Raw genomic sequence first — 19,166 nt, 5'->3', positions numbered from 1 at the left:
CACGCCGCGTGTCGCCGATCAGGTCCGGCAATTCAGTCCTTGGCACGGATCACGCCGTTGTCCGGTGCCGAGACGTCGTACTCGACGACGACGCCGGGGTTCCGCGCCGCGTGGTCCTTGACCAGTGCGGTGAGCAGTTCGGCCTTCGCGTCCGAGTCGTCCGGGCTCCCCCACACGACGGTCGAGCCGTCCTTGAGCGTCAGGGTGACGTCGTCGGCCGTCGACCCGGCGACGCGCGTCACCTGGGACCGGACCGTCGAGGGCAGCGCCAGCACGACCTCGGTCATCGTGCGGAAGCTCGAGGACCCCAGGCGCGCGCGGGCGATGTCGGCGAGCGGCATGGTCGCCGGGCGCTTCGGCGACGACTGCACGACGATGCCCGCGGGGTCGACGAGGTCGAAGGTGCTGCCGGAGCGCACCGCGACCACCGGCGTGCGCTCGGTCACCGTGACGACGAGCGTGTGCGGCGGGGCCTCTTCGGTCACGTAGCTCTCGATGAGCGGGAACCCGGCGACGTCCCGCTTGATCGCGTCGAAGTCGAGCCGGGCCAGGGGCGTGCCGATCTGGTCGGACAGCGCCTGGCGCAGCGCGGACTCGTCGACGCGGTTGGTGCCCTTGACCTCGATGGTGCGGAGCGCCATCAGCGGGGAGAACACCGCGACGAGGATCGAGACCCCGAGCACCAGGACGACGCTCGCCGCCGTGATCCACGCGGCGCGACGGTGCCGGCTGCGCCGGGTGAACCGGCGGACCTCGGCACGCTCGAGCAGCCGACGGCGCCGCTTCGCGATGCGCGCCTCGCGGGCGGTCTCGGCAGCGCGCACCCGCGCCCCGATGGGCGCCTCGGCGTGCTGGTCGGTCCGGGAGGCACTGCCCGCGTCGAGCACGTCGGTCACGGTCGCGTCGCGGTCGGCTCCACCGCTCGAGGCCGCTCGGCGTTCCGCGTCGCGACGGTCGGCCTCCGGGTCCCGGTGGTCCTCGTTCGGGGTGTACTCGCGCAGGCGGTCGGCGACGGTGGAGAGCCCGGCGCCGAACCGGCGTCCGGCCGCGCCGGCGAACGCGCCGACGCGGTCCCGGTGCGGACCCGACGTGTCGGCGGCGGGCCGGTCCGCGGGGGTGGGCTCGGCGGTGTCGGCGACCGTCTCGTCGACCGGGGCGTCCGGGGCGGACGCGGGACGGGCCTCCCGGTCGTCGGCGACGCGTCCGCGGAACGGCAGCCGCGGCTTCGAGGGACCACGACGCTGCCGGGGCGCTTCCGCGGCCTCGGCCGGGGCGTCCCTGCGGGCGTCCCCCTCGTCGAACCCCTCGGGGCGCTTCACCGGGACGACGCTCCGTCGGTGCCCAGGGCCCCGAGCACCTGCGGGATGATCCGGTACACGTCGCCGCAGCTGAGCGTCATGATGATGTCGCCGTCACGGGCGACCGCGGCCGCGCGGGCCGCCGCTTCGTCCCAGTCGGGCAGGAACTCGACGCGCGACTGGTCGGCGAAGCGCTCCTGCACCAGGGCACCGGTCACGCCGGGCTCCGGGTCCTCGCGGGCGCCGTAGACGTCGAGCACGACCGTGTGGTCGGCGAGCTCCTCGTACACCTTGGCGAAGTCGCCGGCCATCAGGCGGGTGCGCGAGTACAGGTGCGGCTGGTGGATCGCGATGATGCGACCGTCACCGACGACGTTACGGGCGGCCTTGAGCGCCGCGGCGACCTCGGTCGGGTGGTGCGCGTAGTCGTCGTAGACCGAGACGCCGCGCTCGACACCGTGCAGCTCGAAGCGGCGCTGGGTGCCACCGAACGCCTCGAGCCCGCGGACCGCGTCGGCCGGGGCGACGCCGAGGCCGGTCAGGACCGCGAAGGCGCCGACGGCGTTGATCGCGTTGTGGCGGCCGGGCACTCGGAGGGTCAGGTGGTATGCCTCGCCACCGGCGCGGAAGTCGACCTCGACGCCCGCCGACTCGGTGATGCCCTCGATGCGGACGTCCGCGTCGACGGCCTCGCCGAACGTGACGATCTCGGGGGCGTCCGGGCGCTGGCGGATGCCGGCCGTGACCGTCTTCGCGCCGGCGTCGTCGCTCGAGATGACGACGCGCTCGCTCGCCTTCGCGGCGAACTCGACGAAGGCCTCGGTGAAGGCCTCCTCGCTGCCGTAGTGGTCCAGGTGGTCGGCGTCGACGTTGGTGATCAGGGCCACGGCGACGTCGTAGAGCAGGAACGAGCCGTCGGACTCGTCGGCCTCGACCACGAACAGGTCGCTGGACCCCGGGGCCGAGCTGGTGCCGAGGGACTGGATGACGCCGCCGTTGACGAAGCTCGGGTCGAGGCCGAGCTCGACCATCGCGGTGACGATCATGCCGGTCGAGGTGGTCTTGCCGTGCGCACCGGCGACCGCGACCAGACGGTGCTCGGCGATCAGGGCGGCGAGGGCCTGCGAGCGGTGCAGCACCGGCAGACCGCGGCGCTGTGCCTCGAGGAGCTCGGGGTTGTCGGGCCAGAGGGCGCTCGTGACGACGATGGTGTCGGCCTCGCCGACGTTCGCGGCGTCGTGACCGATGTGCACGGTCGCGCCGAGGTCGCGCATCGTGCCGGTCGTCTCCGTCTCGCGGGAGTCGGTGCCCGTCACCCGGTGCCCGGCGGCGAGGAACATCCGCGCGATCCCGCTCATCCCCGCGCCGCCGATGCCGACGAAGTGCACCGTGCCCAGGTCGTCCGGGATCGGCTGGGTCAGGTCCGGCTTGATGGTCATCGTTCCTCCGTGGTGCTGGGGGCCTGCTTCGCGGCGTCGAGGACCAGGTCGGTCATCCGGTCGGCGCCGTCGCGGTGGCCGACGCTGCCCGCCCGCACGGTCATGTCCGCGATGCGGGAGCGGTCCTGCAGGATGCTCAGCAGCTGGAACGTCACCCAGTCCTGGTCGAATTCCCCGTCCGCCACCAGGACGGCTCCCCCGGCGTCGACGACGTCCTTCGCGTTGTGGCGCTGCTCACCGTTGCCCACCGGGTACGGCACGAGCACGCTCGGCAGCCCGACGGCGGTCAGCTCGCACACCATGCCGGCGCCGGAGCGCGACACGACGAAGTCGCTCGCCGCGTACGCCAGGTCCATCCGGTCGCAGTAGGGCAGCACGTGGTAGCCGTCGAGGTCGCTCGGGCCGATGTCCGACGCGGCGCCCACGACGTGCAGGACCTGCCAGCCGGCTCCGACGATCGCGGCAGCGGACTTGTTCATCGTCCGGTTGATGCTCCGTGCGCCCGAGGAGCCACCGGTCACGAGCAGCACGGGCCGGTCCGGGTCGAGCCCGAACTCGGCGAGCCCCTCGGCCCGGACGGCACGGCGGTCGAGCGACTCGATCTCGCGACGGAGCGGCATGCCGACGACGCGGCCGTGACGCAGGCGGGTGTTCGAGAAGGTCAGGCCGACATGCTCGGTGAGGAAGGCGGCGAGGCGGTTCGCCAGCCCGGGCTTGGCGTTCTGCTCGTGCACGACGATCGGGGTGCCGGTGCGGCGGGCGGCGATGTACGCCGGAGCGGCCGCGTAGCCACCGACCCCGAGGACCACCTCGATCTCGTGGTCGCGGATGATCTGCTCGGTCCGCTTGACCGCCACCGCGAACCGCTGCGGGAAGCGCAGGGCGGCTCCGTTCAGCTTCCGCGGGAACGGCAGGCGCGGGATCGTCAGCAGCTCGTAGCCGCGCATCGGGACGAGACGGGACTCCAGGCCCTCGGCGGTGCCCAGCACGAGCACCTCGGCGCCCGGGTCCCGCTCGGTCAGCCGGTCGGCGACCGCGAGCAGGGGGTTGACGTGGCCGGCGGTGCCGCCGCCGGCGAAGAGGTACTTGCTCACCGCAGTGATCCGTTCGTGGAGGTCCGGCCGAGTGGGGCGTTCGTCAGGCCGGGGTCGTTCTTGCCGGGCAGGTCACGGGCGAAGGAGAGCACGACGCCGATCGCCACCAGGGTCATGATGAGGGCCGAACCACCGGCCGAGATGAGTGGCAGCGGCACACCGAGCACGGGCAGCAGGCCGAGGACGACCGCGATGTTGATGAGCGCCTGGCCGATGATCCACGCGAGGATGCCACCGGTGACGGTCTTCACGAAGGGGTCGCGGGACTGCCGGATGATCTTGATCATGCCGACGGCGAGCACCACGAACAGGCTGAGCACCACGACGGCGCCGATCAGGCCGAGCTCCTCGCCGATGATCGCGAAGATGTAGTCGTTGTCCGCCTCGGGCAGCCACGACCACTTCGCCTTGGAGTTGCCGAGGCCGACGCCGAACACGCCGCCGGACGCGAGCGCCCACATGCCGTGCACGGGCTGCCAGCAGATGTCCTGGTACTGGCTGGTGTCGGTGCACCCGGACAGCCAGGCGCTGATGCGGGTCGAGCGCGAGGCCGAGGCCATCGTCACGAACGGCAGCATCACGGCGAACGCACCGAGGCCGACGAGCAGGTGCCGGGCGCGGACGCCGCCGATGTACAGCGCGCCGAACACCAGGATGAGCATGACCATCGCGGTGCCCTGGTCACCGCCGAGGACGACGAGCCCGAGCGAGAGCATCGAGGCGATCCCGATCGGGATGAACACCTCTTTCCAGTCGTCGAGCTTGTCCCGCTTGACGTAGATGATGGCGCCGATGCCGAGCACCAGCCCGAGCTTCACCACCTCGGACGGCTGCGCGGTGAACGACCCGAGTTCGATCCAGTTCCGGTTGCCCTGGATGTCGATGCCGAGCGGGGTGAACACGAGCAGCTGCAGGACGAGCGCCGCACCGAGCAGCCGCATCGCCCACTTCCGCCAGATCCGGGTCGGGACCCGGCTGGCGATGAGCATGAGCGGCACGCCGAGCACGGCGTACAGGCCCTGGCGGGACGCCGCCCCGAAGAAGTCGTGGGTCGCCGCGTACTCCTCGACGCTCGACGAGGACAGCACCATCACGACGCCGAAGACGACGAGGAACAGGGTGACGCCGAGGATCGTGTAGAAGGTGCTGGACTCCGCGACGAAGACGTTCTTGACGGCGACGATCGCGCCGTTGGTCCGTCGTGGGGTCGACGCGGTCCGGCCGTTACGGCTGTTCGGAAGATCCGTCGGTGTCGTCGCCATCGACTTCTCCTCCCAGGTGCTCGTTGACCGCGGCCGCGAAACGCTGCCCCCGGTCGGCGTAGGAGCCGAACTGGTCGAACGACGCCGCCGCCGGGGCGAGGAGGACGGTGTCGCCCGGCCTCGCGACCGATGCGGCATGCCGGACCGCCTCGCGCATGACCTGATCAGTGTCCGTCGTCTCCACCTGGAGCACCGGGACCGTGGACGCGTGTCGCGCGAATGCCTCGAGGACCGGGGTCCGGTCGGTGCCGATCACCACGACGGCGCGGACGCCGGGGCCGAAGCGCTCGACCAGACCGTCGACGTCGACGCCCTTGAACAGGCCGCCGACGATCCACACGACGGTGTCGAACGACGCGAGCGACGCGGTGGCGGCGTGCGGGTTCGTGGCCTTGGAGTCGTCGACCCAGGTGATGCCGTCCGCCTGGGCCACGAGCTCGGTGCGGTGGTGGTCGGCACGGAACGCCCGGACGGCCGACTGGATGGCGCTCGGCTGGACGGTGCCGGCACGGGCCAGGGCAGCGGCGGCCAGGACGTTCATGGTCATGTGCGGGCTGGCGAGCCCGGCGGCCTCGAGGTCGGCGATGGTCGACAGCTCGAGCGCGCTGTTGCGGCGGTCCTCGTTGAAGGCCCGGTCGCACAGGACGTCCTCGACGATGCCGACGTCACCGGGAGCGGGGACGCCGGGGGTGAAGCCCACCGCACGGCAGCCCTCCACCACGTCGGCCTCCTGCACCATCTGCCGGGTGGCCTCGTCCGAGGTGTTGTAGACGCACGCCATCACGGTGCGCTCGTAGACCTTGGCCTTCGCCGCGCGGTACGCCTCGGCGGAGCCGTGCCACTCCAGGTGGTCGTCGGCGATGTTGAGGCAGGCGCTCGCGAGCGGCACCACGGCGCCGTCACCGGACGTCGCCGCGTAGTGCAACTGGTGGCTCGAGAGCTCGACGACGAGCACGTCGTAGCCGACCGGGTCGCGGACGACGTCGAGCACCGGCACGCCGATGTTCCCGCACGCGACGGCACGCAGGCCGCCGGCCTCGTACATCGCGGTCGTGAGCTGTGTCGTCGTGGTCTTGCCGTTCGTGCCCGTGATCGTGATCCAGGGGGCCGCGACCGGGCCGCGGACGACCTTGTCGCGCACGCGCCAGGCGAGCTCGATGTCGCCCCAGACGGTGCTGTTCGTCACCGACCACTGCACGGTGGCGTTGTGCGGGGGCAGCCCCGGCGACACGATGACGACGTCGGGCGCCTGCTGCACGAGGGCGTCCGGCACGGTGTCGAGCGGGGTCTGCAGGAACCGGGCACCGATCACGTCGAGCAGCTCGACGCTGTCGGCGGGGGCGTCGGACGAGTAGACCGTCACCTCGCTGCCGAGCTCCACGAGCGTGTCGGCGACCGAGAACCCGGTGGCACCGAGGCCGAGGACGGCGACGTTGAGCCCCTTCCACCCCTCGGAGTACCAGCTGTCGAGGGACTGGAGGCGGGACGGCGAGGACACCGGGTCAACCAACGCGTGCGATCCATTCGAGGTAGAAGAGTCCGACCCCCGCCGCGACGAAGAGCCCGGCGATGATCCAGAAGCGGACGACGACGGTCACCTCGGCCCACCCCTTCAGTTCGAAGTGGTGGTGCAGCGGACTCATCAGGAAGATGCGCTTGCCGTGGGTGATCTTGAAGTAGGCCCGCTGCAGGATGACGGAGCCGGTGACGATGAAGAACAGGCCACCGATGAGGATGAGCAGCAGCTCGGTGCGGCTGAGGATCGCGAGGCCGGCCAGGGCACCGCCGAGGCCGAGCGACCCGGTGTCACCGAGGAAGATCTGCGCCGGCGAGGTGTTGTACCAGAGGAACCCGATGAGCCCACCGCAGACCGCGGCCGCGACCACGGCGAGGTCGAGCGGGTTCGAGACGGTGTAGCAGGCGTGTGCGGTGTTCGAGTCGAGCCGTGCCCCGCCGCAGATCTGGTTCGACTGCCAGAAGCCGATGATGACGTACGAGCCGATCGCCAGGATGCTCGACCCGGTGGCCAGGCCGTCGAGCCCGTCGGCCACGTTCACGCCGTTCGACGTGGACACCGTCAGCAGGACGATCCAGGCGAGGAACAGCACGGTGCCGATGACGGTGCCGAGCGCCATGAAGTCGAGCCACGGCACGTCGCGGATCGCCGAGATCATCGTGGACGCCGGCGGCTTGCCGTTCGACGTGGGCACGACCAGGGCGATCGTCGCGAAGATGACGCCGACGATGACCTGGCCGAGGATCTTGGCCCAGCCGCCGAGCCCGAGGCTCCGCTGACGGCGCACCTTGAGGAAGTCGTCGATGAAGCCGACGAACCCGAGCCCGACCATCAGGAACAGCACGAGGAGCCCGGACAGCGTGATCGAGTCGCCTCCGATCAGGTGACCGACGAAGTACCCGATCACCGCACCGATGATCAGGACGATGCCGCCCATGGTGGCGGTCCCGCGCTTGGTGTGGTGGGACTGCGGACCGTCGTCACGGATGAACTGCCCCCACCCGAGACGGTGGAAGAGCTTGATGAAGGACGGGGTGAGCAGCAACGTGAACACCAGCGACGTGGCGCCGGCGATGAGGAGCGCGATCATTCGGTGACACCTCCGAGGCGGTCGCCGAGGAATCGCAGTTCGGCAGACTTCGAGGACTTGACGAGGACGACGTCGCCGGGGCGGAGCATCTCCTGCATGGCACGGACGGCGTCGTCGACGTCCTCGATGTACACGGACTCGCCGTCCCACGATCCCTCGAGGGTGGCGGCCTGGTGGATGGGCATCGCGCCGCGGCCGACGACCACGAGCTGTCCGATGCCGAGGCGGACGACGAGCCGACCGATGCGGTCGTGCTCCTCGACGGAGTACTCACCGAGCTCGGCCATCTCACCGAGCACGGCGACGGTCCGCTCCCCCGGGCGCACGATCTGCGCCAGGGTCCGCAGCGCCGCCGCGGTGGAGTCGGGCGACGCGTTGTACGCGTCGTTGATGACGGTGACGCCCTCGGGGCCGCCCTGGAGCAGCTCCATGCGCCAGCGCTCGGCGCGCGTCATCGACGCGAGCGCCGCGGCGCCGTCGGCGAGCGGGACGCCCCACAGGTGGGCGACGGTGAGCGCGGCGGACGCGTTCATGGCGTGGTGCTCACCCAGGATCGCGAGGCGCACGTCGACGTGATCCGGGCCTCCAGACAGGGTCGCGTCGGTCGGACGGTCGCCTTCGTGGCGGACGGGAGGCGCGGTGAGTGTGAAGCGGGTGCCGCTGCGGTCCGTCTCGATGCCGGTGATGCGGTAGTCGGCCTCGGCCGACGTGCCGAAGCCCACCACCCGCGCGGCCGTCAGGTCGCGCATCGACGCGACGCGGTCGTCGTCGACGTTGAGCAGGGCCGTGGCGGTCTCGGGCAGGTCGGTGACCATCTCGGACTTCGCGCGCTGCGTCGCCTCGATGCCGCCGAACTCGCCGGCGTGCGCGAGGCCCACCTTGAGGACGACGCCGAGGTCGGGCTCGGCGATCGAGACGAGCTTGGCGATGTGGCCGACGCCGCTCGCGCCCATCTCGACCACGAGGTACCGGGTGTCGTACGTCACTCGGAGCATCGAGATCGGTGCGCCGACGTGGTTGTTGAACGAGCCCTCGGGCGCGACGGTCGCGCCGTGCTGCTCGAGGATCGTGCGGAGCATGTTCTTCGTGCTCGTCTTGCCGTTCGAGCCGGTGATGCCGACGACCCGCAGGGGTGCCGGGCGACCGTCGGCGTCGACGCGGTCCGCGGTGCTCATCCGGACGCGCGTGACGACCTCGTGCGCGAGCGCGGCGAGGGCCTCGTACCCGTCGGCGACGACGATCTGCGGCGCGGTCGTGTCCACGCGCTCGGGCGTGATCACCAGGGCGGCACCGGCGTCGACCGCTGCGGGCACGAAGCGTCGGCCGTCGGTGACCTCACCGGGGAGGGCGAAGAAGACGCTGCCGGGGCGGACCAGGCGGGAGTCGGTCTCGACCGAGCCCTCGACGACCAGGTCGCCGGGCTCGGCGACGTCGGTCGCCTGCGCGCCGCCGATCAGCTCGCCGCCGACCGCGGTGGCGATCTCGGCGAGGGTCATGGCGATCATCGGACGTCCTCCGCCGGACCGGAGTTCGGCTCCCAGCCGGCCTCGCGCAGGGCCACGCGGGCCTCGTCGCGGGCGGAGTACGGCGTGCGGACGCCCTGGATGTCGCGGTAGTCCTGGTGACCCGGGCCGGCCCAGAGGATCGAGTCCCCCTCGCCGACCAGGCTCACGGCCGTGCGGATGGCGGCCTCGGGCGGGCTGACCTCGTGGATCTCGTGGTCGGGGTACGCCGCACGTGCGGCGTCGACCAGGGTCTTCCGGATCGACGCGGCGTCCTCGAAGCGGGGGTGGTGGTCGGTGACGACGAGGATGTCGCTGCCGGCCGCGGCCACGCGTGCCATGTCGCCGCGCTTCGTGGTGTCGCGGTCGCCGTCGGCGCCGAACAGCATGAGGACCTTGCCGGAGGTGAACTGCCGGACCGCGGCGAGGGTGTTCTCGAACGCGTCGGCGCTGTGGCCGAAGTCGACGTAGACGCTCGGGCCGTGCTCGCCGGAGACGCGCTCGGTGCGGCCGGGCAGGTAGCACTCGATGGCGGAGACGCGGTGGGTCTCGCCGTCACGCTCGCTCGCGTCGTCCTCGTCGGGGTAGCGGCGGTGGTTGCTCTCCAGCGCGTGCGCGATGGCACCCAGCTCGAACCCGCCCTCGACGAGCATGACGATCGCGAGTGCCGCGTTCGCCGCCATGTGCCAGCCGATCAGCGGCACACGGGTGGTCAGCTCGCGGCCCTCGGGGCCGGTCAGACGGAACTCGGTGTAGGCGGCGTGCGCCTCGACGATGTCGACGTGCCACTCGGCCTCGACGTCGGGGTGCACGGTGATCGTGGTGACCGGGATGCGGGAGTCCTGCACCACGCGGTGGCCCCAGTCGGTGTCCAGCGAGACGACGCCGCGACGGGCGTGCTCGGGCTGGAACAGCGGGAGCTTCGCCTGGTAGTACTCCTCCATGTCGGCGTAGTCGTCGAGGTGGTCGTGCGACAGGTTCGTGAAGGCCGCGACGTCGAAGACGATGCCGTCGACGCGGTGCCGGCTGAGGGCCTGGGCGCTGACCTCGACGGCGACCGCGCGGACCTCGCTCTCGCGCATGCGTGCGAGGAGCGCGTGCATCTCGCTGGCCTCGGGCGTGGTCAGGCGGCTCGTCACGCTGAGCGAACCGATGTGGCGCTCGGCGGTCGAGCTCAGGCCGGTGACCAGGCCGAGCTGCTTGAGGATGCCCTCGAGGATGTAGGACGTGCTCGTCTTGCCGTTCGTGCCGGTGACGGCGAACAGCTGCGGCAGGTCGGTGGCCTCGTCGGGGTGCGTGCGGTAGACCCACGCCGCGACGTCGCCGAGGGCGGCGCGGGGGTCGTCGACGACGAGCACCGGCAGCCCGGACGGCTCGACCAGTGCGACGCCGTCCTGGTCGGTCAGGACGGCGACGGCGCCGCGCTCGGCGGCCTCCGTCGCGAACTGTGCGCCGTGCCGGTTCGCACCGTGCACGCCGACGAACAGGTCACCCGGCTGCACCTCGGTGGCGCTCAGGGTGACACCGGTGGTCTCGATGCTGTCGACCGAGCCGACGACTCGCAGACCGAACGCGTTGGCGAGTTCGGAGACGGCCCTCGGGGTCGGGTGTTCGGGTCGGAGGACCGGGGGGATCCGTGCGGACAAGTGTTCCTTCTTCCTCACCACGTGGACGGGTAGAGCTTCGCCTCGGACGCGGAGGGGGCTACTCGGTACTTCTCGAGCACCTGGGACATGAGTGTGCGGAACGCCGGAGCCGCTCCGCTGGACCACTTGTTGGTCTGCGGCTTCGTGAACGTCACCGTGACAACATACTGGGGGTCTTCGGCGGGTGCCATTCCGGCCACCGACGTGATGCGCTGACCGCCGTAGCCCTGCGACCCCTCGGCCACCTCGGCGGTCCCCGTCTTCGCGGCGATGTTGTAGCCGGAGATCGGCTTCATGCCCACCAGCGTGCCACCCGTGACGACGCTCTGCAGCATGCCGGTGACCTGCGTGGCGGCGGCTGCGGAGACGACCCGCTGCTTCTGCACGTCGGGCGCGTCGATCGTCTTGCCGTCGGCCGTGGTGCAGCCCTTGACGAAGTGCAGCGGGATCCGGACACCGTCGTTCGCGATCGTCTGGAACACGCTCGCGACCTGCACGGCCGTCGTCGAGATGCCCTGACCGAACATCGAGTTGATGTTCGTCTGCTGGTCCCAGTTCGGGCTCGTGCCGTAGTCCATCGAGGGCTGGCCCGGGTAGTCGATGGCCGTCTCCGGCTCGAACAGCCCGAACTTCTTCATGTAGTCGAAGCGCTGCTGAGCGGTCAGCCGTGCACCGAGCTCGGTGATGCCGACGTTCGACGAGTTCTGCAGGATGCCGGTCAGCGTGAGGTTCTCGGTGGGGTGGAACTCCGAGTCGTGGATCGTGCCGCCCCAGGGGAACGTGCGCGAGTACGGCACGACCGCCTGGTCGGTGGGGTTCGACTTGCCCTGGTCGAGCAGCGCGGCGGCGATGGCGGCCTTGATCGTGGAGCCCGGCTCGTACGACGCCGTCAGGGCACGGGAACCGAAGGCGCCCTTGTCGGTCGTGGCGTCGACGTCGTTCGGGTCCACCGTCGGGTAGTCGGCGACCGCGAGCAGCTCACCCGTCTTGACGCTCGTGACCGTCGCCGTCGCGGACTCCGCCTGCAGGGTCTTGGCGGCGGACGCGATGGTCTGCTGCGCCATGTACTGCAGGTCGCTGTCGATCGTGGTCTCGAGCGTGCCGCCGTCCTTGGCCTTCTTCGTGGTGACGGTGCTGCCCGGGAGCTGCACGCCGTCCTCGCCGCGCTCGTAGGTCTCGGACCCGTTGGTGCCCGCCAGGCACTGGTTGTAGGAGTACTCCAGGCCGGCCTGGGCGCCGTCGGTGCCCATGAAGCCGGTGAGGTTGCCCGTGGTCGCACCCGTCGGGTACACCCGCGCCGCCTGCGGCTCCGGGTACAGCCAGGGGATGCCGAGTGCCCGCACGGCCTCGTAGTGCTGCACGTCGAGGCCCTTGACCAGGTAGGCGAAGTCCGACTTCGGGTTCGCGGCGATGTTCTTCCGCATGGTCGCGACGTCGCCGCCGGAGGCCTTCGCCAACGCGCTGAGGGCGGTGCCGACGCTGACGTCCTTGATGCGGGTGCCGCCGAGCTTGCCCTTGAACTGCTTGACCAGACGCGGCGAGGTCGTGATGTTGTACCGGGTGACGCTGTCGGCGAGTTCGGTGCCGTTGCGGTCCACGATCGACCCCCGGGTGCCGTAGATCGTCACGGGGATGCTGCGCTTCTGGGCCGACGCCTTGTTCAGCTCGGACGCCTGGACGACCTGGATGTCGACGAGCCGCACCACGAACACCCCGACGAGGGCGATCACGGCGAGCATCACGATGCTGTAGCGCAGGCGTCGGTTGCGGATCGTCTTCGTCACGCGGTGCGGTCCTTCCCGGGCGGTGCTGAGGGTGCGGCGGACCCGCCGGTCACCGGGTGGAGGGCGCCTGGAGCGGGTTCGCGTCGGACTCTACGGACGACTTCGCCGTCCCCTGGTCCGACGCGCTGGCGCCGCTCGTCTTCTCAGACGTGGCGGTGCTGTCGGTGGTTCCCGTAGTACCCGTGGTGCCCGTGGTGCCCGACGACTCCTTCGTGCTCGACGTGCCCGACGTGTCCGTCGCGCTCGTCGTGCCCGTCTCCTTGCTGGTGGAGGTGTCCCCCGGCTTCGTGGCCAGCGGGACGTCGTTCAGCAGCGAGTTCGGCACCTGGTTCTCGGTGGACGCCGTGGCCTCGTCGGGCTTCGCCGGCGTCGGCGTGCCGTACACCCGACCGGTCTTCGGGTCGAGGTACACGGGTGTCGAGTTGGCGATCATGCCGAGCGACTGCGCGTTGCGGGCCAGGTTCTGCGGTGAGTCGAGGACCCGGAGCTGCTCGGACAGCGACTGCTGCGTGCGGGACAGGTTCGTCTGCTCGGCCGACAGCGAGTTGAGCGTGTAGGCGCCCTGGCTGAGCACCATGCTGATGCCGAGCTGGGCCAGCAGCAGGATGCCGAGCGCGGCGACGGCCACCACGGCGTACCCGATGCGGGGGCGAGCCCGGCGCTGGGCCGCGGTCGGGGTGACCTCGACCAGCTCGGGGCGGTGCTGACGGTCGGGGCGCGGGGCCCGCGACGGGACGACCGCAGGGTCGACGAGTGCGAGGTTCGTGCTCATGTCAGTTCCGGATCCGCTCGGCCGCGCGCAGGCGCACGGGGGTTGCTCGGGGGTTGGCGGCGCGTTCGGCCTCGTCGGCCAGCTCGGCGCCCTTGACGATCAGGGAGAAGGTCGGGGCGTGCTCGGGCAGCTCCACCGGCAGGCCGGCGGGGGCGCTCGACTTCGTGCGCTCCACCAGGGCCCGCTTGACGATGCGGTCCTCGAGGGACTGGTACGACTCGACGACGATCCGGCCGCCGACCGCGATGGCGTCGAGCGCCGCCGGGATCGCCCGCTCGAGCACGCTGAGTTCGGCGTTGACCTCGATGCGGAGCGCCTGGAAGACACGCTTGGCCGGGTGCCCCTGGCGCTGGATGGCGACCGGGGTCGCGTCGTGCAGCACCTGGACCAGGTCGCCGGACATCTCGAACGGCTTCGTCGCCCGCCGCTCGACGATCGCTCGGGCGTAGCGGCCGGCGAGCTTCTCCTCGCCGTAGCGCTGGAAGATGCGGCGGAGTTCGCCCTCGTCGTAGGTGGCCAGGACGTCGGCGGCAGTCTGCCCCTCGGTCCGGTCCATGCGCATGTCGAGCGGTGCGTCCTGGCTGTACGCGAACCCGCGCTCGGCCCGGTCGAGCTGCAGCGAGCTCACGCCGAGGTCGAACAGCACGCCGTCGACCTTCGTGAAGCCCTCGCCCTCGATCGCGTCGACGATGCCGTCGTACACGGTGTGCACGAGGCGGACACGGTCGCCGAAACGGGCCAGGCGCTCCCCCGCGATGCCGAGTGCGTCGGTGTCGCGGTCGAGTCCGATGAGCGTCAGCTCCGGGAACCGCTCGAGCAGGCCCTCGGAGTGGCCGCCCATGCCGAGCGTGGCGTCGACGACGACCTTGCCCGGTCCTTCGAGCGTCGGCGTGAAGAGGTCGACGATGCGCTGGAGCATCACCGGCGTGTGCGGGAAGCGTGGCGTCTCGTTGTCGTTGTCGGCCATGTGCAGCCCCTCGTCTCCTGGGCCGTGGGTCCGGATCCCCATCCATGCGACCTGACACCGGGGAAGTGGCGTCAGGGCTTCACGGCTGGGAGTCCCGATCCGCGGATCAGAAGATCCCCGGGATCACCTCCTCGTCGTTGTCGGCGAATGCCTCTTCGGCTTCGGCGTAGTAGGCCTCCCACGCGGGGGTGGACCAGATCTCGGCACGGTCACCGCTGCCGATGACCGTGAGGTCCCGCTCGAGCCCCGCGTACTCGCGGAGGTTCTGCGGGATCGTCACGCGGTTCTGCTTGTCGGGCTGTTCGGCGCTGGCCCCCGAGAGGAACAGACGCATGTAGTCCCTGGTGCGCTTCGACGTCATCGGGGCGGTCCGGATGCGCTCGTGGAGTTCCTCGAACGTCCGGGCGCTGAAGACCACGACGCAGCGTTCCTGGCCGCGGGTCATCACGAGCCCGCCGGACAGTTCGTCCCGGAACTTGGCGGGGAGGATCACGCGACCCTTCTCGTCGAGCTTCGGGGCATGAGTACCGAGCAGCACGTCGGGCCTCCCCTCCGCTCCACCGGACCGTTGCGAGCCCCACTTTACTCCACTCCCCTCCCCTCGACCAGGAATCCGCTCCCTTTTCCGCCCGCGACACCCCTACTGGGGGCATCGAAGCCGGAATGCACCCCGCGGGGATGACCGCGGACGCCCGGATCCATGCGGTTCGCGAGCGCCGGAGCAGCCGTGGAGGAAAGTGGAGGACTTTCGCAGCCGGTGGAGCGCCCCGGGGCGCGCCGCGGGCTCACAACGGCGAATGGTCACGAACTGTCGCTCGCGCGGGCCCCAGCCGACAGTTCGTGCGACCTCGGCGGCCACCGCGCGGCATGTCGTGACCACTCGCGCACGCACCGGCGGCGGTCCACCCCGGCCTCCCCGGCCTGGAGGCCCGTCCCACCTCCGCCGCAGAGCCCACACTGGCGCAAGGTCGGCTCCACCCCGCCCGGCCGCCGGTCAGCGCACCGTCACGACGTGCCGCCGCCGCGACGCCGAGTGGGCACGAACCGTCGCTCGCGCAGCCCCCAGCCGACAGTTCCTGCACCCTCGGCGGCCAGCACGCGGCATGTCGTGAACACTCGCGCCGGCACGACCCCGGCACGACCCCGGCCGGACCCCGCAAAAACCAGCCCCCGGGAACACCAAACGGGGCCGACCCGAAGGCCGACCCCGTGGAGGAGTGTGGAGGGAGTCCTGGCGACCCCCGTCAGCTACTGACTCTGGTCGTTCCGCTTGTCCCAGCGCTCGTTCATCCGGTCCATGAAGGACCCGCCGCCACCGGCGGACGGACGCGCCGACCCACCGGACGCGGGCTTGCCCGGCCGAGCGGGCTTCGCCTTCGGGGCACGCATGCCCGGGCGCAGCGCGAACAGGACACCGGCGAGCATCACGACGAAGCCGAGGATGCCGAGCAGCGGTGCCTTGATCACCAGGCCGACGATGACGATGGCGACCCCGGCGAGTGCGCCGAGGACCCCGAGCGTGATGGCTGTGTACGTCGGACGACCCTGTCGACGTGTGACACGCGCCACGAAATCGGAATCGTTCTGGTAGAGGCTGCGCTCCATCTCTTCGAGAAGGCGCTGCTCCTGTTCCGAGAGCGGCATCTTGGTTCCCTCTGTTCCTGGGATCGACGCGGGGTTGAAAAACGCGGGTTGAGTGGACCGATTCTATGCCTCGACCACTCCACTAGGGTAGGGATCGTGGCTGAGAGTACGCGATTAGTGGACCTCGTATCGGCGCGTATCGACCGGGCACTCGACGAGCAGCGTGAACGGCTCCTCGCGATCAGCCCCGACCTCGCGCCGTTCGACCGGTACGCCCGAGACCTGTTGTCCGGCGGCAAGCGCTTCCGGGCGCTGTTCTGCTACTGGGGATGGCAGTCGGTGGCGGGCCGTTCGGGCTCGTTCGACCCGCTGGCCGAAGGGTCCCGACAGACCACCGCCGAGGCCGTCGTCACGGTCGCCGCAGCGCTCGAGGTCTTCCACGCCGCGGCCCTGGTGCACGACGACATCATGGACCGCTCGGACACCCGTCGTGGGCGTCCGGCCGCGCACCGCCGCTTCGAGTCCCTGCACGAGGAGTCCGGCTTCGTCGGCGACCGCGGGCAGTACGGCACGAACTCCGCGCTGCTCCTCGGCGACCTGCTGCTCTCGCTGAGCGACTCGGTGTTCGACGAGGGCCTCGCGCTCCTCGACCCGGTGCGGGCCCGCATCGTCCGCCAGGAGTTCCACGCCATGCGCCTCGACGTCACGGCGGGGCAGTACCTCGACGTGCACGAGGAGACCGCCTGGCCCGTCATCGACGAGTCCGAGCACCTGCTCCGCGCCCAGCGCGTCATCGTCTTCAAGTCGGCGAAGTACTCGATCGAGGCCCCGCTGGTCATCGGCGCCCTGGTCGCCGGCGCGAGCGACTCCCAGCTCGAGGGCCTCCGCGCCTTCGGACTCCCCCTCGGCGTGGCGTACCAGCTCCGCGACGACATGCTCGGGGTCTTCGGTGACCCCGAGGTCACCGGCAAGCCGGCCGGCGACGACCTGCGCGAGGGCAAGCGCACCGTCCTCATCGCCTCGGCGCGCAAGACGCTGGCGAGCGGCCCGCGGCAGCTCCTGGACGAGCTCCTCGGCGACCCCGACCTCGACGAGGAGCAGGTGCAGATGCTCCGCGCGACCCTCACCGAGTCCGGTGCCGTGGCCGCCGTGGAGCGGTCGATCGAGCGGCACGTCCAGCGCGCCAAGGCGGCACTGGACGCCTCGCCGCTGACACCGTCGGCACGCGAGCAGCTCGCGTCGCTGGCCGACACGGTCAGCCGCCGGTCGTCCTAGACGCACCCCAAGACAGACGGGAGGCCCGGTGCCAGCTGGCACCGGGCCTCCCGTCTGTCCGGAACGCGTCTAGAGCAGCGACTGGGCGATGCGACGCACCTCGGCCTTGCGACCGGCGCGCAGCGCCGCGATCGGCGTGGTGCCCATCGCGTCGTCGACGGTGAGCATCCAGCGCACCGCCTCGTCGTCGGTGAAGCCGTTGTCGCCGAGCACGATCAGCGTGCCGCGGAGTTCGGGCATGGGCTCGCCGTCCTCCAGGAACTCGACGGGCACGCGCAGCACACCGCCGACGCGGGCTGCGAGCAGGGTCTTCTGCTCGAAGAGTCGGTGGATCCGTCCGGGGCTGGTGCTGAACATGTCCACCAGCTCGGGGACGGTCAGCCAGCGTTCGGAGAGGGACAGGTCGTCGACGGGTGCGGCACTCACACGCCCATGGTGCCAGAGTGACCGCCGGAGTGAATGCGCCTCGTTCGTCACATTCGTCACATCCACCCCATCTGACTCTCTGGTTGACTTGAGAATCAGGCCATGCCAGCGTTGTGGCACCTGTGAGTGCGCGCATGCGTGCGCACGGCTCAGTCGAGATCAGGAGAAACCCGTGGACCACGCTGCAGACGAAGTCGCCCGGCGCGCACGATCCGCCCGGTTCGCCACCATGCCCATCGTCCTCGCGGGCACCATCGCCGTGACCGCAGGCCTCACCGGCCCGGTCGCGCACGCCGAGCCCCGGCACGACGACGCCGACACGAACCACAAGCGCCACGTCGACCAGGACCGCGCCGTGACCGACCGCCCGGTGTTCGGCACCGCCGTCGCCCGGCCGTCGCAGACCGTCGTGCGGACCGTCGCCGCGACCACGAAGGCCCCCACCACATACACCGTCCACCACGGCGACACGGTCTCGGGCATCGCCGCCCGCTTCGGCCTGTCGGCGCAGGAGATCCTCGTGCGCAACGGCCTCGGCTGGAACACGATCATCCACCCCGGACAGACGCTCCACCTGGCGTCGACCCCCGCCGTCACCACCGCCGCGGTCCGGACCTCCGGGTCGACCGGCGGCTCCGGCTCGGACACCTCGAGCTACCACGTGAAGCACGGCGACACCGTCTCCGGCATCGCGTCCCGCGTCGGCGTGTCGACCACGGCGCTCCTCAGCGCGAACAATCTGTCGCAGCGCAGCGTCATCTACCCCGGGCAGACGCTGCGGGTGCCGCACGGCACGTCGTCGACACCGTCGGTGTCGACCGCCTCGGCCCCGTCGACCAAGTCGAGCGTGAAGATCAGCGCCGGCGACACCGTGGCCTCGATCGCCGCCGCGCACCACGTCTCGGTCAAGTCGCTCCTGTCGGCGAACGGCCTGTCGTACACGAGCACGATCTACGCCGGCAAGACACTCGTCATCCCGTCGTCGAACGCCACCGCCGCCCCCGCGGTCGCTGCCAGCGCCGCGGTGAGCGGTGCCGTCGGCCTGAGCGCCGAGCAGCGCCAGAACGCCGCGACCATCGTCGCCGTGGGTCGATCGCTCGGAGTCCCGGACCGCGGCATCGTCGTGGCCCTCGCCGCCGCGATGCAGGAGTCGAGCCTCCGGAACCTGCCGCACGGCGACCGCGACTCGGTCGGCCTGTTCCAGCAGCGGCCGAGCCAGGGTTGGGGCAGCGCGGCGAAGCTGCAGGACCCGGCGCACGCCACCGCGCTGTTCTTCGGCGGGCGGAACAACCCGAACGCCGGCAAGACCCGCGGGCTGCTCGACGTGCCCGGCTGGTCCTCGATGAGCATCACCGACGCGGCCCAGGCCGTGCAGCTCTCCGCCTACCCGAAGGCCTACGCCACCTGGGCGAGCGCCGCCGAGGGCTGGCTGGCGACCCTCTGAGCCTCATCCGGAAGATCGAGATTGGGTCACGGCCGGTGCGCCGGTGCGTCCGAGTGCGGTCTCGATT

At 71.0% G+C, this 19,166-nt stretch carries 16 protein-coding genes; 2 read left to right on the top strand and 14 right to left on the bottom strand.

What is annotated here, in order from left to right; translation table 11 throughout:
• Nucleotides 1–32: 32 nt before the first annotated feature.
• The 13 genes from DEJ08_RS07400 to DEJ08_RS07340 all read right to left on the bottom strand — a co-directional run bounded on the left by DEJ08_RS07400 (nucleotide 33) and on the right by DEJ08_RS07340 (nucleotide 16,014).
• Complete coding sequence (locus tag DEJ08_RS07400; protein WP_111054974.1) at nucleotides 33–1,319, bottom strand: cell division protein FtsQ/DivIB; 1,287 nt, start codon at nucleotides 1,317–1,319, stop codon at nucleotides 33–35.
• Nucleotides 1,316–2,737 carry a UDP-N-acetylmuramate--L-alanine ligase gene (gene murC / locus DEJ08_RS07395; RefSeq protein ID WP_111054975.1) on the bottom strand — a complete coding sequence of 474 codons (1,422 nt, stop codon included), beginning with the start codon at nucleotides 2,735–2,737 and terminating at the stop codon, nucleotides 1,316–1,318. Before murC ends, DEJ08_RS07400 begins: the two co-directional genes overlap by 4 nt.
• A complete protein-coding gene (murG, locus tag DEJ08_RS07390; RefSeq protein WP_111054976.1) occupies nucleotides 2,734–3,831 on the bottom strand; it encodes an undecaprenyldiphospho-muramoylpentapeptide beta-N-acetylglucosaminyltransferase in 1,098 nt (365 codons plus the stop codon). Before murG ends, murC begins: the two co-directional genes overlap by 4 nt.
• Nucleotides 3,828–5,093, bottom strand: a complete 1,266-nt coding sequence (gene ftsW, locus DEJ08_RS07385; protein WP_027465248.1) for a putative lipid II flippase FtsW — start codon at nucleotides 5,091–5,093, stop codon at nucleotides 3,828–3,830. The genes murG and ftsW overlap by 4 nt, the downstream gene beginning before the upstream one ends.
• Nucleotides 5,056–6,591, bottom strand: a complete 1,536-nt coding sequence (gene murD, locus DEJ08_RS07380) for a UDP-N-acetylmuramoyl-L-alanine--D-glutamate ligase (protein ID WP_111023104.1) — start codon at nucleotides 6,589–6,591, stop codon at nucleotides 5,056–5,058. The genes ftsW and murD overlap by 38 nt, the downstream gene beginning before the upstream one ends.
• A 4-nt stretch (nucleotides 6,592–6,595) precedes the next feature.
• Nucleotides 6,596–7,699: a phospho-N-acetylmuramoyl-pentapeptide-transferase gene (gene mraY, locus DEJ08_RS07375; protein WP_071405416.1), complete on the bottom strand. Its 1,104-nt coding sequence runs from the start codon at nucleotides 7,697–7,699 to the stop codon at nucleotides 6,596–6,598.
• Nucleotides 7,696–9,204 (bottom strand): UDP-N-acetylmuramoyl-tripeptide--D-alanyl-D-alanine ligase, encoded by a 1,509-nt coding sequence (locus DEJ08_RS07370; RefSeq protein ID WP_111047163.1) that lies wholly within the window; start codon nucleotides 9,202–9,204, stop codon nucleotides 7,696–7,698. The genes mraY and DEJ08_RS07370 overlap by 4 nt, the downstream gene beginning before the upstream one ends.
• Nucleotides 9,201–10,847 carry a Mur ligase family protein gene (locus DEJ08_RS07365; protein WP_071405414.1) on the bottom strand — a complete coding sequence of 549 codons (1,647 nt, stop codon included), beginning with the start codon at nucleotides 10,845–10,847 and terminating at the stop codon, nucleotides 9,201–9,203. The genes DEJ08_RS07370 and DEJ08_RS07365 overlap by 4 nt, the downstream gene beginning before the upstream one ends.
• Nucleotides 10,848–10,861: 14 nt before the next feature.
• The gene (locus DEJ08_RS07360; protein WP_111023101.1) at nucleotides 10,862–12,631 is read right to left on the bottom strand and encodes a peptidoglycan D,D-transpeptidase FtsI family protein; all 1,770 of its coding nucleotides are present in this window, start codon (nucleotides 12,629–12,631) and stop codon (nucleotides 10,862–10,864) included.
• 49 nt (nucleotides 12,632–12,680) lie between these two features.
• Complete coding sequence (gene ftsL, locus DEJ08_RS07355; RefSeq protein ID WP_111054977.1) at nucleotides 12,681–13,403, bottom strand: cell division protein FtsL; 723 nt, start codon at nucleotides 13,401–13,403, stop codon at nucleotides 12,681–12,683.
• Between the two features lies 1 nt (nucleotide 13,404).
• Nucleotides 13,405–14,370 (bottom strand): 16S rRNA (cytosine(1402)-N(4))-methyltransferase RsmH, encoded by a 966-nt coding sequence (gene rsmH, locus DEJ08_RS07350; protein WP_071405412.1) that lies wholly within the window; start codon nucleotides 14,368–14,370, stop codon nucleotides 13,405–13,407.
• A 106-nt stretch (nucleotides 14,371–14,476) separates the two neighbouring features.
• Complete coding sequence (gene mraZ / locus DEJ08_RS07345; RefSeq protein WP_017886616.1) at nucleotides 14,477–14,908, bottom strand: division/cell wall cluster transcriptional repressor MraZ; 432 nt, start codon at nucleotides 14,906–14,908, stop codon at nucleotides 14,477–14,479.
• A gap of 710 nt (nucleotides 14,909–15,618) precedes the next feature.
• Nucleotides 15,619–16,014, bottom strand: a complete 396-nt coding sequence (locus DEJ08_RS07340) for an SCO2097 family morphological protein (protein ID WP_110864614.1) — start codon at nucleotides 16,012–16,014, stop codon at nucleotides 15,619–15,621.
• A 96-nt stretch (nucleotides 16,015–16,110) separates the two neighbouring features.
• Between DEJ08_RS07340 and DEJ08_RS07335 the strand changes: the two genes are divergently transcribed.
• Nucleotides 16,111–17,229 carry a polyprenyl synthetase family protein gene (locus DEJ08_RS07335; protein ID WP_071405410.1) on the top strand — a complete coding sequence of 373 codons (1,119 nt, stop codon included), beginning with the start codon at nucleotides 16,111–16,113 and terminating at the stop codon, nucleotides 17,227–17,229.
• A 69-nt stretch (nucleotides 17,230–17,298) separates the two neighbouring features.
• Here the strand turns inward: DEJ08_RS07335 and DEJ08_RS07330 are convergent, their stop codons facing one another.
• Nucleotides 17,299–17,655, bottom strand: coding sequence for an Rv2175c family DNA-binding protein (locus DEJ08_RS07330; protein WP_171907813.1), 357 nt, complete (start codon nucleotides 17,653–17,655; stop codon nucleotides 17,299–17,301).
• Between the two features lie 172 nt (nucleotides 17,656–17,827).
• Here DEJ08_RS07330 and DEJ08_RS07325 point away from each other — a divergent pair, with 172 nt between their 5' ends.
• Entirely contained in the window at nucleotides 17,828–19,099 is a 1,272-nt protein-coding gene (locus DEJ08_RS07325) for a LysM peptidoglycan-binding domain-containing protein (protein WP_258367171.1), read from the top strand.
• Nucleotides 19,100–19,166: the final 67 nt, after the last annotated feature.

This window comes from Curtobacterium sp. MCLR17_054, from assembly GCF_003234335.2.
In the GTDB taxonomy this organism is placed as follows: Bacteria; Actinomycetota; Actinomycetes; order Actinomycetales; family Microbacteriaceae; genus Curtobacterium; species Curtobacterium flaccumfaciens.
The sequence above is the reverse complement of the archived record's forward strand: the minus strand, read 5'-3'. Positions and strand labels throughout refer to the sequence as shown.